This window comes from Lacticaseibacillus daqingensis (genome assembly GCF_003946115.1).
In the GTDB taxonomy this organism is placed as follows: Bacteria; Bacillota; Bacilli; order Lactobacillales; family Lactobacillaceae; genus Lacticaseibacillus; species Lacticaseibacillus daqingensis.
Genome location: NZ_RHOH01000003.1, coordinates 161,033 through 176,359, shown reverse-complemented (window position 1 = coordinate 176,359; position 15,327 = coordinate 161,033). Strand labels below are relative to the sequence as shown.

Annotated in this window: 13 protein-coding genes; 12 read left to right on the top strand and 1 reads right to left on the bottom strand. The window is 60.8% G+C overall.

Features of this window, described 5'->3' with window-relative positions:
- Positions 1–5: 5 nt before the first annotated feature.
- From yfmF to EKM88_RS05600, 9 genes are all read left to right on the top strand, one after another.
- Positions 6–1,268 carry an EF-P 5-aminopentanol modification-associated protein YfmF gene (gene yfmF, locus EKM88_RS05640; protein WP_125704048.1) on the top strand — a complete coding sequence of 421 codons (1,263 nt, stop codon included), beginning with the start codon at positions 6–8 and terminating at the stop codon, positions 1,266–1,268.
- Positions 1,268–2,563, top strand: coding sequence for an EF-P 5-aminopentanol modification-associated protein YfmH (gene yfmH / locus EKM88_RS05635; RefSeq protein ID WP_125704046.1), 1,296 nt, complete (start codon positions 1,268–1,270; stop codon positions 2,561–2,563). The genes yfmF and yfmH overlap by 1 nt, the downstream gene beginning before the upstream one ends.
- Entirely contained in the window at positions 2,560–3,288 is a 729-nt protein-coding gene (gene ymfI, locus EKM88_RS05630) for an elongation factor P 5-aminopentanone reductase (RefSeq protein ID WP_125704044.1), read from the top strand. Before yfmH ends, ymfI begins: the two co-directional genes overlap by 4 nt.
- 89 nt (positions 3,289–3,377) lie before the next feature.
- Complete coding sequence (locus EKM88_RS05625; RefSeq protein ID WP_125704042.1) at positions 3,378–4,283, top strand: helix-turn-helix domain-containing protein; 906 nt, start codon at positions 3,378–3,380, stop codon at positions 4,281–4,283.
- Between the two features lie 2 nt (positions 4,284–4,285).
- A complete protein-coding gene (gene pgsA / locus EKM88_RS05620) occupies positions 4,286–4,861 on the top strand; it encodes a CDP-diacylglycerol--glycerol-3-phosphate 3-phosphatidyltransferase (RefSeq protein ID WP_125704039.1) in 576 nt (191 codons plus the stop codon).
- 674 nt (positions 4,862–5,535) lie between these two features.
- On the top strand, positions 5,536–6,789 hold the full coding sequence (locus EKM88_RS05615; protein ID WP_125704037.1) for a competence/damage-inducible protein A: 1,254 nt from the start codon (positions 5,536–5,538) through the stop codon (positions 6,787–6,789).
- Positions 6,790–6,872: 83 nt separating this feature from the next.
- The gene (gene recA, locus EKM88_RS05610; RefSeq protein WP_125704035.1) at positions 6,873–7,961 is read left to right on the top strand and encodes a recombinase RecA; all 1,089 of its coding nucleotides are present in this window, start codon (positions 6,873–6,875) and stop codon (positions 7,959–7,961) included.
- Between the two features lie 171 nt (positions 7,962–8,132).
- Positions 8,133–9,689 (top strand): ribonuclease Y, encoded by a 1,557-nt coding sequence (rny, locus tag EKM88_RS05605; protein ID WP_191988709.1) that lies wholly within the window; start codon positions 8,133–8,135, stop codon positions 9,687–9,689.
- Between the two features lie 192 nt (positions 9,690–9,881).
- Positions 9,882–11,894: a KUP/HAK/KT family potassium transporter gene (locus EKM88_RS05600; RefSeq protein ID WP_125704031.1), complete on the top strand. Its 2,013-nt coding sequence runs from the start codon at positions 9,882–9,884 to the stop codon at positions 11,892–11,894.
- Positions 11,895–11,949: 55 nt separating this feature from the next.
- Here the strand turns inward: EKM88_RS05600 and EKM88_RS05595 are convergent, their stop codons facing one another.
- Positions 11,950–12,597, bottom strand: a complete 648-nt coding sequence (locus tag EKM88_RS05595) for a YigZ family protein (RefSeq protein WP_125704029.1) — start codon at positions 12,595–12,597, stop codon at positions 11,950–11,952.
- Between the two features lie 27 nt (positions 12,598–12,624).
- On the opposite strand from EKM88_RS05595, the gene EKM88_RS05590 reads away from it, so the two are divergent.
- From EKM88_RS05590 to hpf, 3 genes are all read left to right on the top strand, one after another.
- The gene (locus tag EKM88_RS05590) at positions 12,625–13,905 is read left to right on the top strand and encodes a helicase-related protein (RefSeq protein ID WP_125704027.1); all 1,281 of its coding nucleotides are present in this window, start codon (positions 12,625–12,627) and stop codon (positions 13,903–13,905) included.
- A 23-nt stretch (positions 13,906–13,928) separates the two neighbouring features.
- The gene (locus EKM88_RS05585; protein ID WP_225418441.1) at positions 13,929–14,564 is read left to right on the top strand and encodes a ComF family protein; all 636 of its coding nucleotides are present in this window, start codon (positions 13,929–13,931) and stop codon (positions 14,562–14,564) included.
- A gap of 153 nt (positions 14,565–14,717) precedes the next feature.
- Positions 14,718–15,266, top strand: a complete 549-nt coding sequence (gene hpf / locus EKM88_RS05580; RefSeq protein ID WP_125704025.1) for a ribosome hibernation-promoting factor, HPF/YfiA family — start codon at positions 14,718–14,720, stop codon at positions 15,264–15,266.
- Positions 15,267–15,327: the final 61 nt, after the last annotated feature.

The window sequence follows — 15,327 nt, the reverse complement described above, 5'->3', positions numbered from 1 at the left end:
CACGTTTGCGAATCGAACTGACTTCAGGCGTTTACCTGAACGTTATTCCAACGACAAAATTCAAAACCACGCGCATTGCGGTGCATTTTTTGGCCCCCACTGACGCCATGACCTACGCGGCGCGGACGCTGTTGACCAGCGTGCTGGAAACCAGCAGCGCCGCGTACCCGACGCAGGCGGCCCTAGCGGCCGAACTGGAGCTGATGTACGGCGCCAACTTTGGCATCGGCGTGTCCAAGGACGGCCAGGTGCACCGCGTCACCGCGACGTTGGACCTGGTGGCCGATGCGCTGGCGGGTCAACCTCTGCTGGCCCGCGGCTGCCGCTTCCTCGCCGAAGTTCTCCTGCACCCCAAGCGGGTCGGGGACCACTTTGACCCGGCGGTGGTCACCCGCGAACGGCACAATCTGATGGATTACCTGAGCAGCTTGGCCGAGGACCGACAGTTGCAGGCGAGCCTGGCCGCGCAGGCGCTGTACTTTGCCGCCGATGCGGACCAGGCGACCCCGAGCTTTGGCACCGCTGAAGCCGTGGCCGCGGTGACCGAGACCGATCTGCAGGCCGCGTACCAGCAGCTGCTGACACTTGATCAGATCGAGCTGGTCGTGCTCGGCGACGTGCAGCCGGCGGCCGTAACGGAGCTGGTGGCGCAGATGGGCTTTGCCCCGCGCAATCCGCATCCGCTGAGCTTGATCACCGATCAGCCGGTGGCGGCCACGGTGCGCACGCAGACTCAGGTGGCGAGCGTGAACCAGGCTAAGATGAACCTGGCCTATCATACCCCGATCGACCTTTACGGCCCCAACTACTACCCGGCCTTGGTGGCCGCCGAGCTGTTCGGCGGCTCGCCGCTGTCCTTCTTGTTCACGAACGTGCGCGAAAAGGCCAGCCTGGCGTACTACGCCAGCAGTGTGCTGGACCCGTTCCGTCACTTGATGATGGTGCAAACCGGCATTGATGGCACCAATGCGGCCGTGGTGCAGGACCTGATCGCGGCCCAGCTCAAGAAGGTCGCGACTGGTGACTTTTCCGATGCGCTGCTCCAAAAAATCAAGGACGGACTCAAAAACGGCCGCCAGATCGCCTACGACTCGCCGCGCTTCTTGGCGCGGCAGGGCTTGTTGCACGCGCTGATCCCGGCGCACCGCATGGCGTACGCCGATTACGCGGCGCAGGTGGACGCCGTCACGCGGGCGCAGGTGCAGGCGGCGGCTGAGGCGATGACGCTGCAGGCCATTTACCTGCTCACGGACCAGGAGGCGATTTAATGCAGCAAGATTACCCAGAAGTTTCAGAGACGCTGATCACGCAGACGCTCCCCAATGGGCTGCGCGTGTTGATCGTGCCGAAACCCGACTACCACGAGACCTACGCGCAGTTTGCCGTCGATTACGGTGGCATCGACACCCGTTATGTGCCGGTCGGGGGTAGCGAGATGGTGCAAGACCCGGAAGGCATCGCGCACTTTTTGGAGCACAAGCTGTTTGAAAAGGCCGACCACGATGCCTTTGACCTGTTCGGGGCCACTGGCGCCTCGGCCAACGCCTTCACCGGGGCGACCAGCACGGCTTACCTGTTTTCAACCAGTCAGGCCGTGGCGGAGAACTTGACCACGCTGCTCGACTTTGTACAGGACCCGTACTTCACCGCGCAAACCGTGGCCAAGGAAAAGGGCATCATCGGCCAGGAAATTCAGATGTATCAGGATTCCCCGGGCTGGTTGCTGTACTACGGCATCCTCGGCAACCTTTACCCGGACCACCCGGTGGCGCACGATGTGACCGGATCGCTGGAGTCCATCGACCGGATCACCCCAGAAGCCCTGTATCAGGCCTATCAAACCTTCTATCAGCCGAGCAACATGACGCTGACCATTGTCGGCAACGTGGACCCGGCCGCGCTCTTGGCGCTGATCGAAGCCAATCAGGCGGCTAAGTCCTTCGCACCGGCCACGCCAATTACCCGCGGCGTGGCGTTTGACGGCGATGTGGCGACCATTTTGCCGTACCGCGCGCTGAACCTGCCGGTGGTGCGGCCCAAGAGTGCCGTGGGGCTCAAGGGGCAGCGCGACATCGGCGGGGACCAGGCGGGCACACGCTACCAGGTGGCCGTGCGACTGCTTTTGGAGATGCTGTTTGGCGATTCCTCCCCGCTGTATCAGGACTGGTACGACCGCGGGCTGATCGATGACTCGTTTGACTATGACTACCAGGTGGCGCGCACCTTCAACTACGTCACGTTTGCGGGGGACACTGAGGACCCGCAGGCGCTGTCCGATGCCATCGTCGCGGTGCTGGCGCAAGGGGCGGACCAGCCGAGCCTGACCGAAGCCCGCTTCGCCCGGCTCAAACAGGCGGGGCTTGGCAAGTACTACCAGTCGCTGAACTCGCTGGAACGCATTGCGGGGCAGCTGAGCGCTCAGAGTTTCACGGCCGTCAACGCCTTTGAACTCGCCGACGTCATGCGGGCGGTGACCCTAGACGAGCTCAAGACGATCGCCGGCGAGTTGTTTGACCTGGCGGCGGTGTCGGTTTGCCATGTGCTGCCGGAGGTGAGCGAATGAGGCGCTGGGCGCTGATCATGGGGGCCAGCGGCGACATCGGCACCAGTGTGGCGCGCCAGCTGGGGGCGCAGGGCTGGTCCCTGTACCTGCACTACCACCGCAATGCGACGCAGGCGACCGCCTTGGCCGCGGAACTCGCCGCCGCGTACCCCCAGCAGGACTTCCTGCCCTTGGCGTACGACCTGACGGATCCCGACCACCTCGACCAGGTCGTGGCCCAGCTTTTTGGCCTCGATGCCGTGGTGTTTGCCGCGGGGATGACGACCTATCACCTGTTCAAAGACAGCACCGTGCCCGAGCTGACGGATCTGATGCGCGTGCACCTGCTGACACCGATGGCCCTGCTGGCGCGTCTGCAGGACAAGCTGGCGCAAAGCGGCACCGGCCGGGTCGTGTTCATTGGCTCGGTCTACGGCGGTAGCGGTAGCGCCATGGAGGTGGCCTACAGTGCGGTAAAAGGGGGCCAGTCCGCCTTCGTGCACGCGTACGCCAAGGAGGTGGCAAGCCTCGGCATCACGGTCAACGTGGTGGCGCCTGGGGCTGTGGCGACCAAGATGAACGCGATGTTTGACGCGCCGGCGCTGGCCGCGGTGCGGGCCGAGATCCCGGCCGGCCGCTTTGCTGAGCCTGGCGATGTCGGGTACTACGTGCGCATGCTCCTGGCACCCGAAGCGGCATACTTGACCGGCCAGACGCTGTATGTCACCGGCGGCTGGCTGCAGTAGCGGGGCCTAACAATTTCTTAATTCATGCGACCTGTGATTCATGTTATACTGAAAATGAACATAAAAAGACGAGCGGGTGAAGAAAACTGATGGATGAAATTGGGCAAAAATTGCGGTCAGCCCGGATTGAAAAGGGGTATACGCTTGACGACCTTCAGCAGATCACGAAGATTCAGAAACGTTATCTGATCGCGATTGAAGAGGGCCGATTTGATGCGCTTCCCGGCGACTTTTACGTGCGGGCGTTCATCAAGCAGTACGCTGAGACCGTTGGGTTGGACAGCGACGCGCTCCTCACACAATTTCAACAAGACATTCCAGAGACTCAGCCGCAGGAATACGTTGAACAGTCGGTTGAAAACAAGACGCGGGTTACGCGCGCGGCTGAGAACAGCCCCGTCAACAAGCTGAAGAGCCACGCTTTTCAGATTGCCTTAGTCGGCTTGGCCATCTTGCTGGTCGGTGCCATTTACTTCGTGACGTGGAAGAACAGTCAAGGCCCTAAGCAGCCGATCTCGACGGACACCTCGTCAGTGGCGGTGTCTGAAACCAAGGACAGTAGCACGACTTCCAGTAAGTCCTCGTCAAGCAAAAAGGCGGCCAGCTCGAGCAAGAAGAAGGCAAGCAGCAGTACCAGTAAAAAGGCGGCCGCACTCGAGGTGACGGTTGCGACGTCCAACACGACCCTGCAGACGGCCACGCTGAAGAACCTGCCCGCGAGTGGCAACAAGGTGACGCTGACGGCGGGGGACAGTGCGGCCTGGGTCGCAGTCATCCTCAACAACGCCACGGCCTGGCAGGGCACTCTGAGTGCCGGTGAGAGCCACACCTATGAGTTGCCAGACGGCGCCACGGCCTTTAGCGTGAAGTCCGGGAACATGCCGCAAACCGGCATCACCATCAACGACACGAAAGTCGATGCCACCAATGGCACCCGCATCGTGCGGACGATTCAATTCACGGCAGCAACCGATTCAGAAAGCACAGGTGACTAATCTTGAATTTACCCAACAAGCTGACCACGGTACGGATGTTTTTGATCCCCGTGTTCACGCTCCTGCTCGTCTTCGATTGGCCCAGCGGTCAGGTGACTATGGGCAGCACCACGATCGCCTGGAGCTGGGTCATCGGGACGATCATCTTCGTGGTCGCGTCCTTGACCGATTTTGCGGATGGTCAAATTGCGCGCCGCAATCATCTGGTCACCAACTACGGGAAGTTTGCGGATCCGCTGGCCGACAAGCTGCTGGTCATGACCGCCTTCATCTTCCTGACCGCCCAAGGCACGATCCCCGCATGGGGCACCGCGATCATCCTGTGGCGGGAGCTGGCCGTGACCGGTTTGCGCCTGCTTCTGGCGAACGGGGGCGAAGTGATGGCCGCTGCCTGGCCGGGTAAGATCAAGACGACCACGCAGATGTTTGCTATCATCTTCCTGATGATGAAGGACTTCGGGCTGACCCTGCCGATCGGCGTCACGCTGTTCTATGTCGCGGTTTTCTTCACCCTGTACTCGGGCATCGAATACTTCTACAAAAACCGAGGCGTCTTCGCCGACTCCTTCGGAAAATGACATTGAGCGGGCCGCGTGCCCGCTTTTTTTGTACACTAAAGCAGCCCCAAGCACACTTAGCGGGGGGGGGAAAACTACTGAACTCCGGTCCAGCCCGCGACACTTCCAGCTCCGGCGGGTGGCGGCGGAACGCGTGGGGCTCTCTGGAGCCAAAGTGCGGTCTCCAGACCCGCTCTTGCTGTAAGCTGGCAAAGACCGCCAGCTAACAGCAACGTCACGCTGGCTCGCCACCCGCCTCCGCTTCCAGTGTCACGGGCTGAACCTCCGTCCTCCGATTATGAACCACTCAGACATCCACTGAGCTGATCATGTTTGCGAACTAACAAGTATCGAAATGCGTGCGACACAGATATTTCAAAACATATGTTTGCTCAATTGCTTGCGCCCGCACTTAGCGCGAGTGTTTGAATGTAGCAAGGCACTACTGCGGAGTGAGGCAAAGCCGAACGTAAGCAAGATACTACTGCGGCCCAAGGCAAAGCAGAACGGAAACGAGTGGCCGCTGCGTTGCTTTGTGTCGCTTGACGAAAGCCAAAAAGCAATAAGCAAAGCAGCCGGTCCGGATTCCGGTTCAGCCAGTGATCGCCTCATTGGCAGCACGCCCCGCCTCGTGTTTTTGCCGTGCGTGGGTGGTAAACTGAGACGGTAGCGTAATCTAATCATGAGGTGAACACATGCGGGCAGAATTGATTGCAGTGGGAACGGAGTTGCTGTTGGGGCAGATCGTCAACACGAACGCCAGCTTCTTGGCGCAACGGTTGGCGGCGCTGGGCATCGACAGTGTCAATCAGCAAGTTGTCGGGGACAACGCGGCGCGGCTACGGGCCGCCATCGACTTGGCCGCCTCACGGGCTGAGTTAGTGGTGCTGATCGGTGGGCTCGGGCCGACCGCAGATGATTTATCCAAGCAGGTGCTCGCCGATTACTTGGGGGTGGCGCTGGCGGTCGATGAACCGGCCTTGGCTAAGCTGACGGCGTACGCCGAGCAGTGGCAGCGGCCGATGACGCCGAACAACCGGGTGCAGGCGATGTATCCGGCCGGGGCCACGGTGCTGCCCAACGCGGTGGGCCTGGCGGTCGGGGCGATCAGCCGCGCGGCCGGCAAGCAGTATGTGCTGCTGCCGGGGCCACCCAAAGAGTTCGAGCCGATGGTGGTGACGCAGCTCGTCCCACGGCTTGCGCACGCGCTGGCGGTGCATGAGGTGATGGCCAGCCGCGTACTGCGCTTCTTTGGCATTGGGGAATCGCAGTTGGTCACGGACCTGCAGGACCTGATCGACGGTCAGACCAACCCGACGCTTGCTACGTACATCAAAGACTACGAGGTGACGCTGCGGCTCACGGCCAAGGCGCCAACAGAGGCCGCCGCGATGGCGCTGATCGCACCGATCGAGGCGCAGGTGATGGCGCGGGTCGGGCAGTACTTCTATGGGACTGGTGATGACAACGATCTGCCGCAAACGGTCGTGGCGGCGCTGGCGGCGCATCATTGTCAGCTGACAGCGGCTGAGAGTCTGACCGCGGGGGCCTTGCAGGCCAGCCTTGGCAGTGTGGCCGGGGTGTCGGAATGGTTCAAGGGCGGCTTTGTCACTTACGCCAACGCGACCAAAGCCAGTATGCTGGGCCTCGACCTCGCGACCATCGACCGGGATGGGGCCGTCAGTGAGGCGACTGCTAAGGCGATGGCGCAAGGGGCATTGACGCAGGTCGGGGCTGATCTGGCCGTCAGCCTGACAGGCGTGGCCGGTCCCGGGCCCAATGACGGGCAGGTGGCCGGGACCGTCTGGATCGGGTTGGCCCAGCGCGGCCAGGCGCCGGTCGCGTCCGTGCACCATTTTCCGGGGGACCGGCAGGCCGTGCGGGGGCGCGCGGTCAAGGCGGGGCTGTTCACCGTGTTACAGGCACTGAACGCCATGACAGACGAATAGGAACGTTTGTTCGATTTTTGCTTGCACTTCCCGCGGCGCTCTTGTACACTAGTCGATAGACAAACCTGAATGGAGGGTTCTTTGTGGCAAAAGATGAACGACAAGCAGCGCTTGACGCTGCCTTAAAGAAGATCGAGAAGAACTTTGGGAAAGGGTCCATCATGCGCATGGGCGACAAGGTCGACACGCGCATCTCGACGATTTCCAGTGGTTCTTTGGCCCTTGATAACGCGCTTGGGGTCGGGGGCTTCCCGCGTGGCCGCATCGTGGAGATCTACGGACCTGAAAGTTCAGGGAAGACGACGATCGCGCTGCACGCGGTCGCAGAAGTGCAAAAGGCCGGCGGGACCGCCGCTTACATCGACGCCGAAAACGCGATGGATCCAAAGTACGCGTCGGCTTTGGGCGTCAACATCGACGAGCTTCTTTTGTCACAGCCGGACACTGGTGAGCAGGGCTTGGAAATCGCCGATGCCCTGGTGACCTCTGGCGCCGTTGACATCGTGGTCGTCGACTCGGTGGCGGCGCTGGTGCCGCGCGCCGAAATCGAAGGCGAGATGGGGGATGCCCATGTCGGCTTGCAGGCCCGGTTGATGAGCCAGGCGTTGCGGAAGCTGTCCGGTTCGATCAACAAGACCAAGACGATCGCGCTGTTCATCAACCAGATCCGCGAAAAAGTCGGCATCATGTTCGGGAACCCCGAAACGACCCCTGGTGGTCGCGCGCTGAAGTTCTACGCCACGGTGCGCCTTGAAGTGCGCCGGGCCGAGCAGATCAAAGACGGCACGAACGTGATCGGGAACCGCACCAAGATCAAGGTCGTCAAGAACAAGGTGGCGCCACCGTTCAAGGTCGCTGAAGTCGATATTATGTACGGGAAGGGGATCTCCCAAACCGGTGAGATCATCGACATGGGGGTCGAAAAAGACATCGTCGACAAGTCGGGCTCCTGGTACGGCTACGGCAAGGAGCGCATCGGCCAAGGGCGCGAGAACGCGAAGACCTACTTGGATGAGCACCCCGACATGAAGGCGGAGATCCGTCAGAAGGTTCGGGTGGCCTACGAGATGGACGAAGCCAACGAAGAGGCCGAAGAAGGGCTTGAGGCAGTCGCCGAGAAATCCGGCAAGAAGGCAGCAGAAACCGAGCTGTTCGACCAACCACAAAAATAATGCTGAAACGGGCGTGGCCGCTGAGCCGCGCCCGTTTGGCGTCAGTTGACACCTGTTCATTCAACCGCTACAATTGTTGAGTGTACGTTTTTAAAAATAAAAAACAGCATCAATGCATGTGATTGAATAACATCGCTTAGATGATGCGGAGGTGAAAAGATGAGCGCAGAAATGCTGGTCTCAATAATCCTCGCAGTCATCGCTTTAGCAGTCGGATTATTGCTCGGGCTCGTAATCCAAAAACGGATCCACCGTAATGCTCTTGATCAGGCCCAAGGCAGTGCCGAAGGGATCATTGAGACCGCCAAAAAAGAAGCTGCGACCCTCAAGAAAGAGAAATTGGTTGAGGCACGCGATGAAGCCCATCGCTATCGCAGTCAGGTCGAAGAAGAGCTCAAGGAGCGCCGCGCCGAGGTTCAACAATCGGAGCACCGCTTGTTGCAGCGGGAAGAAACACTGGATCGGCGGGACGACACGCTGGACCGCAAGGAACAAAGCTTGTCGGATCGGGAGACGAACTTGAGTCAACGGCAGCTAGACCTCGAGACACGAGAAAAGTCGATCGAGGCCACGATCACGGCGCAACACGCTGAACTTGAGCGGATTGCGGAACTGACCAAAGCCCAAGCCCAAGAACAAATTATTACTGAAACCAAGACTGAACTTGCGCATGAACGCGCAAAACTGATCAAAGAAAGCGAAGACGAGGCCAAGGAAACGGCGGACCGCGAGGCCAAGAAGCTGATCGCGGACGCCATTCAGCGTAGCGCCTCGGATATCGTCGCCGAAACCACGGTGACCGTCGTGAACTTGCCGAACGATGACATGAAGGGCCGCATTATTGGCCGCGAGGGCCGCAACATTCGCACTTTGGAAACGCTCACAGGGATCGATCTGATCATCGATGACACCCCTGAGGCGGTGGTGCTCTCGGGCTTTGACCCGATTCGCCGGGAAATTGCGCGGATGGCGTTGGAGAAGCTGATCCAAGATGGCCGGATCCACCCGGCGCGCATCGAGGAAATGGTCGATAAGGCCCGCAAAGAGATGGACGAACGCATTCGTGAAATCGGCGAACAGGCGATTTTTGATGTGGGCATTCATAACATGCACCCGGATTTGATCAAGAAGTTAGGTCGGCTCCACTTCAGAACGAGTTATGGGCAAAATGTCCTGGATCATTCAATCCAGGTCGCAAAGCTGGCGGGCGTCATGGCCGCCGAGCTGGGTGAGGACGTGACCTTAGCGAGACGCGCAGGGTTATTGCACGACATCGGCAAGGCCATCGACCGCGAAGTTGATGGCTCACACGTCGAAATCGGGGTCGAATTGGCCACGAAGTACAAGGAACCAAAAGTGGTGATCAACACCATTGCGTCACACCACGGCGATGTCGCGCCAACCAGCGTCATTGCGGTGCTGGTCGCGGCGGCCGATGCAATTTCGGCAGCGCGGCCTGGCGCACGGTCGGAGTCGCTGGAGAATTACCTGCACCGGTTGGAGAAGTTGGAGGCGATCGCGAACGCCTACAAGGGCGTGGACCACAGCTTTGCCATTCAGGCCGGGCGCGAGGTGCGCGTGATCGTGAAGCCGGAGGAACTCACCGATGAGGCCTCCGTTGTCTTGGCGCGCGATATTCGCAACCGAATCGAAAAAGAGCTGGAGTACCCGGGTCACATCAAGGTGACCGTCATCCGCGAAAAGCGGACGGTCGAGTACGCCAAGTAACGTGAGTCAACTGACGACCGCCTCAAGTCGGCCCCTGTGCGGGTCAACGTGAGGCGGTCGTTTGGCGTTCACCGGTTTTCGCCGCGGGGACCAAGGTGTTACACTGGCTGAAAGGGTTGACGCATAATTGTGAAGCGTCTATCATGACGTGTCGTGATAGGGCCAAACCCAAGGCGAAAAGGAGCAGAGGACATGACACCCAAGAAAAAGATTTCCCTGATGGGGCTTTTGATCACGTTGGGGATCGTATACGGCGACATCGGGACGTCCCCGCTGTATGTGATGAACGCGGTGATCGCCGACGCCGGACACGTCTCGGCTTTGTCGCCGGATTACATCATCGGGTCCATTTCCCTGATCTTTTGGACCTTGATGCTGCTGACGACGATCAAGTACGTGATCTTGGCGATGCGCGCCGATAACAACGGGGAAGGGGGGATCTTTGCCCTGTACGCGCTGGTGCGCAAGCGTGGGGCGTGGCTGGCGATCCCGGCCTTGATCGGGGGTGCCGCGCTGCTTGCCGATGGGACATTGACGCCGGCGGTCACCGTCACGAGCGCCGTGGAAGGGCTGAAGAATCAAACCTTCGGGCCGTTTCAGTTCAGTGGCTCGCAGATGGTGGTGCTGATCATCACCACCGTTGTCCTGCTGGCGCTGTTTTTGATTCAGCGCTTCGGGACGGCCAAGATCGGCAACGCCTTTGGCCCGGTGATGCTGATCTGGTTCACCTTCCTCGGGGTGGTGGGCCTGATGCACATCGGTGGCCACTGGGAGATCTTGAAGGCCTTGTCACCCAAGTACGCGGTTGAGATCTTGTTCAGCCCGGTCAACAAGGTGGGGATCTTCCTGCTCGGGAGCATTTTCCTGGCCACCACCGGGGCTGAGGCGCTGTACTCCGACATGGGGCATGTGGGCAAATATAACATCTACCTGACTTGGCCCTTCGTGTATGTGACGCTGATGCTGAACTACTTCGGCCAGGGCGCTTGGCTGATCACCCACTACCAGGACGCCGCATACGCCGGGGTGGAAACCATCAACCCGTTTTACGAAATGCTCGGCAGCGGCCTGCGTCCGGTGGCGATCGTGTTGGCGACCTTGGCAGCCATCATCGCCTCGCAGGCGCTGATCACCGGTTCGTACACGCTGGTGCATGAAGCGATCAGTCTGAAGTTTTTGCCGCGCATGGGGATCACGCACCCGTCCACGGCGCGCAGCCAGATCTACATCGCGGGCGTCAACTGGTTCTTGTGTCTGGTGACGCTCAGTGTCGTCTGGTTCTTCCGCACCTCTAAGGCGATGGAGGCGGCTTACGGGCTGGCCATCACGGTGACGATGCTGATGACGACACTGTTGCTGTTTGAGTTCCTGTCACTGCACGGCTCGCGCCTGCGCGCCGGGCTGATCGCTGGGTTCTTTGGGGGCATCGAAAGCATTTTTCTGCTGGCCAGCTTGGTCAAGTTCATGCACGGCGGATACATCACGCTGATCATAATGCTGTTGATCCTGGCGCTGATGATCGTCTGGTTTTTCGGCAACAAGATCCGCGAGCGTTACCAGGACCAAAGCGAGTACGTTCAGCTGAACGATTACGTCGACCAGCTGACGGCGCTGGCTAAGGACGACACGATCCCACTGTTCACGACCAACCTCGTGTACCTGACGAAGGTGAAGGCCAACTATCGCCTGAAGCGCACGGTGCTGTACTCGATCTTGGATAAGCAGCCCAAGCGCGCCAGCGTGTACTGGTTCGTCACGATGAACGAGACGGACAAGCCCTACGAGATGCGCTACACGGTCGACATGCTGCACACGCGCAACGTTATCAGCGTGCAGTTATACCTCGGTTTCCGCTGTTCGCAGCACGTCAACGTCTACATGCGCCAGATCGTCAACGACCTGATGGTGGCCCAAGCCATCTCCCCGCAAAAGCAGCGGTACACGACGGTCGATAAGCGCATCGTCGGCGACTTCCGCTTCGTGATCATGCGCGAGCGCGCGCAAGGCATGCCAACGGAGACGATCCCGGCCTGGCAGCGCCACCTGATCGGCGGGCGGCTGTGGCTCCAAAACGTGACGACCAGCCCCGCCAACTGGTATGGTTTGGCCTTCAGCGATGTGGTGGAAGAAACCGTACCGCTGTTCATTCACCAGCCGCGCGAGGTGTACTTCACCGACCACAAGATTTTTAATCCGCGGGCATAAAGACACTAAGCACACAAAGAGAGGCGCCCTAGCATGGGCGCCTCTCTTTGTGTGCTTAATGCGCCGCTGTGACCGGCACTTCCACGGGGCGCAAGCCACCCAGTGTGAGGGCCGCCTGGCCGTGCGTCAGGTCGATCAGCGCGGCTTGCGTGGCCGCCACCGCGGCAACCGGCACAAACAGCGTTAGGGTCACGGCCGCACCGTACTGGCTGGCCGCGATGGGTTGATCAGCCTGCGCAAGCCAGTGTTCAACGGCACCCAGCTGGGGATAGGCCAGTGTGACCGCAAGCTCACGCTGCTGCTCGCGCTGGACGATGCCAACAGCGTGCACGGCTTCCTGCACGCTGTTGGCGTAGGCGCGGATCAGGCCACCGGCGCCAAGCTTGATACCGCCGAAGTAGCGGGTGACCACGGCCACGACATCGTGTAGTTGCATCTGTTGGAGCACTTGCAGCATCGGGACACCAGCCGTACCGCTGGGTTCGCCGTCATCGTTGGCGCGCTGAATTTCGTCATGGTCCCCCAGCAGGTAGGCGGGGACGTTGTGGGTGGCCTTGTAGTGCGTCTTTTTGACCTGCGTGATGAAGGCCTGGGCTTCCGCCTCGGTTTTGACGCGCGCCAAGTGGCAAATGAAGCGCGATTTTTTGATCACCAGCTCGTGCTCGCCGGCTTGTTGAATGGTGCGGTACGGAACGTCTGACATGCGTAATCTCCTTGTGAGGTGATGCAGATGACAATATTGGGGATGCAACTGACGGCACACGAGTGCGCCACCGTTGCGGATAAAGCTAGTGTAGCACAGGCAACGGCGGTGGCGGCCGCGCGATTGGTCAGGGGGCGCTGGCAGTGTCAGCGGTGTGGCCAGCGCGCGTTTGCGCCGCTGCCAGCCGGCGGCGGCTACTGTACGGCCTGTGTGGGAATGAGTCGCGTCGAATTAGGGGCGAAGCTCTGGCGGTTTCCCAGCGGCCCGGCCCCGCTTGGTGGGCCGCTGACGTGGCATGGGACGCTGACGGCGGCGCAGGCGGCTGGCGCGCAGGCCGCCATCGAATCGTTTGCGGCCGGGCGGGACCATCTCTTTTGGGCGGTGACTGGCGCAGGCAAAACGGAGATGCTGTTTCCGCTGATCGCCGCCAGTTTGGCCCAACAGCAGCGGGTGGCAGTCGTCAGCCCGCGCATCGATGTGGTGCTGGAGTTGGCGCCACGGCTGCAGGCGGCCTTCATCGGCACGCCGGTGGCTGTGGCGTACGGGGGCGTGCCGTGGCCTGTCCGCGATGCGCCGCTGACGGTGGCGACCACGCATCAGATGCTGCGCTACTTTCAGCATTTTGACCTGATGATCATCGATGAGGTCGATGCCTTCCCGTTCAGTCAGACGCCGATGCTCGCCCACGCCTGCCAGCAGGCCGTGCGCGGGGTCACGGTGTATTTGAGCGCAACGCCACCGCGCGCCTTGCAGCGGGCCGCGGCGCGCGGCGCCATCGGGGTGAGCACCCTGGCGCGGCGGTTTCACGGTGCGCCACTGCCGGTGCCAGTGGTGTGGCGGGCGAAGCTGCCCCACCTTCCGCACGCGCTGCCGCCAATCGTGTGGCGCCTGCTGGCTCGGGTGCAGGCGAGCGGGCGGCGCTGTCTGCTGTTTGTGCCGGACACGCGCTGGGTGGCGCCGCTGGCGGCGCAGCTTCAGGCCAACGGGTGGACAGCCACTGGCGTGCATGCCAGCGACCCGGCGCGACTGGCCAAGGTGGCGGCTTTTCGCCAAGGGCAATACGACTGCCTGGTGACCACCACGATCCTTGAGCGCGGCGTGACCATCCCGCGCTGTGCGGTGCTGGTGCTGGCGGCCGACAACGCGCAGTTCAACTGGGCCGCGCTGGTGCAAATGGCGGGGCGGGCCGGACGGGCAGCCGCAAGTCCCGATGACCCGGTGTGGTTCATTGCACAGCACTGGTCGTGGGCGATGGTGGTGGCGCGCCATGAGATCCGGGTGATGAATGCGCAGCCGGTGACGGCATGAGGTGCGTCAACTGTCAGCGCCCCTTGACGCAGGATTTCACGTTGACCGCCTTACTCAGCGCCCAGCCGCTCCGGCTGCCCCGCCTTGGCGTGCGGTGTGAGGCGACGTTCACGCGCATTGACACGCACACGGCCTGCCCGGGTTGCGGGCGCGCCGAGTCGCCGCAGCTGTGTGCAGACTGCCGTCGTTGGCAGGCGCAAGGGTTGCCGCTGCTACATCACCGCGCGTTGTTTCGCTACGATGCGCCGATGCGGCTGTTCATCCAGCAGTACAAGGGGCAGGGCAACTACGCGTTGCATCAAGCCTTCTGGCATTTGCTACCGCAGCCTGCGCGCGGGATCGCGTGGGTGCCGGTGACCAGCGAGCCCCACCACTTGCAGCAGCGCGGCTTTGATCCGGTGCTAGGCCTGTTTGCGGGGCTCCCATTGCAGCTGTGGCTGACGAAGGCGGATACCCCGTTGCCGCAGGCGCAAAAAAAGCGTGAGGCGCGGCTGGCCACCCCACAGAGCTTCACGGCGACCCTGCCGCGGCATCCCGCCGCTACGGTGGTGCTCCTGGACGATTTGTACACCACGGGCCGGACCCTGTATCACGCCCAGACCGCGTTGCGGGCGGCTGGCTACCGTGGCACGATCCGCAGCTTCTCGTTGATCCGCTAATGCCGTCAGTCGGGGCTTTTGGCAACCGAGCCGGAATAATGTTTGTTTCATTCGGGGCACTTCGTTATAATATAGAGGAAGGGTGAAAGGGCTTAACACCTGATCACTCGGCACCTGCCGGCAACGGCAGTGTGATGAAAGGGGAGAAGTTTTATGCTAACATACAACGTTCGTGGCGAAAACATCGAGGTTACCGATGCCATTCGGAGTTACGTTGAAAAGCGCATCAGCAAGCTGAACAAGTTCTTCGAGAGCTCCGTTGAGGCAATCGCGCACGTTAACTTGAAAGTATACCCAGATAAAACTGCTAAGGTTGAGGTGACGATCCCGCTGTCCTACCTGACCCTGCGGGCGGAAGAGACGAGTCCGGACCTGTACGCCAGCATCGACCTTGTGACCGATAAGCTGGAGCGCCAGGTGCGCAAGTACAAGACGAAGATCAACCGCAAGTCCCGCGAAAAGGGGTTTGCGCCGATCGACGTTGCGACCCCAGCCACTGAGGCGCCTGAAGAGGACGAAAGCCTTCAGGTGGTCCGGACCAAGCGCGTGTCGCTGAAGCCGATGGACTCACAAGAAGCAATCTTACAGATGGATATGCTTGGGCATAACTTCTTTATCTTCGAGGATGCTGATACGAACGGCACCAGCATCGTTTACAAGCGCCGCGATGGCCGCTATGGTCTGATCGAGACCGACGAATAAGTGAATCGGGGGAACTGGGGTGACCGTTAAGCTGGCCCCAGTTCTTTTTATTTACGGTCAA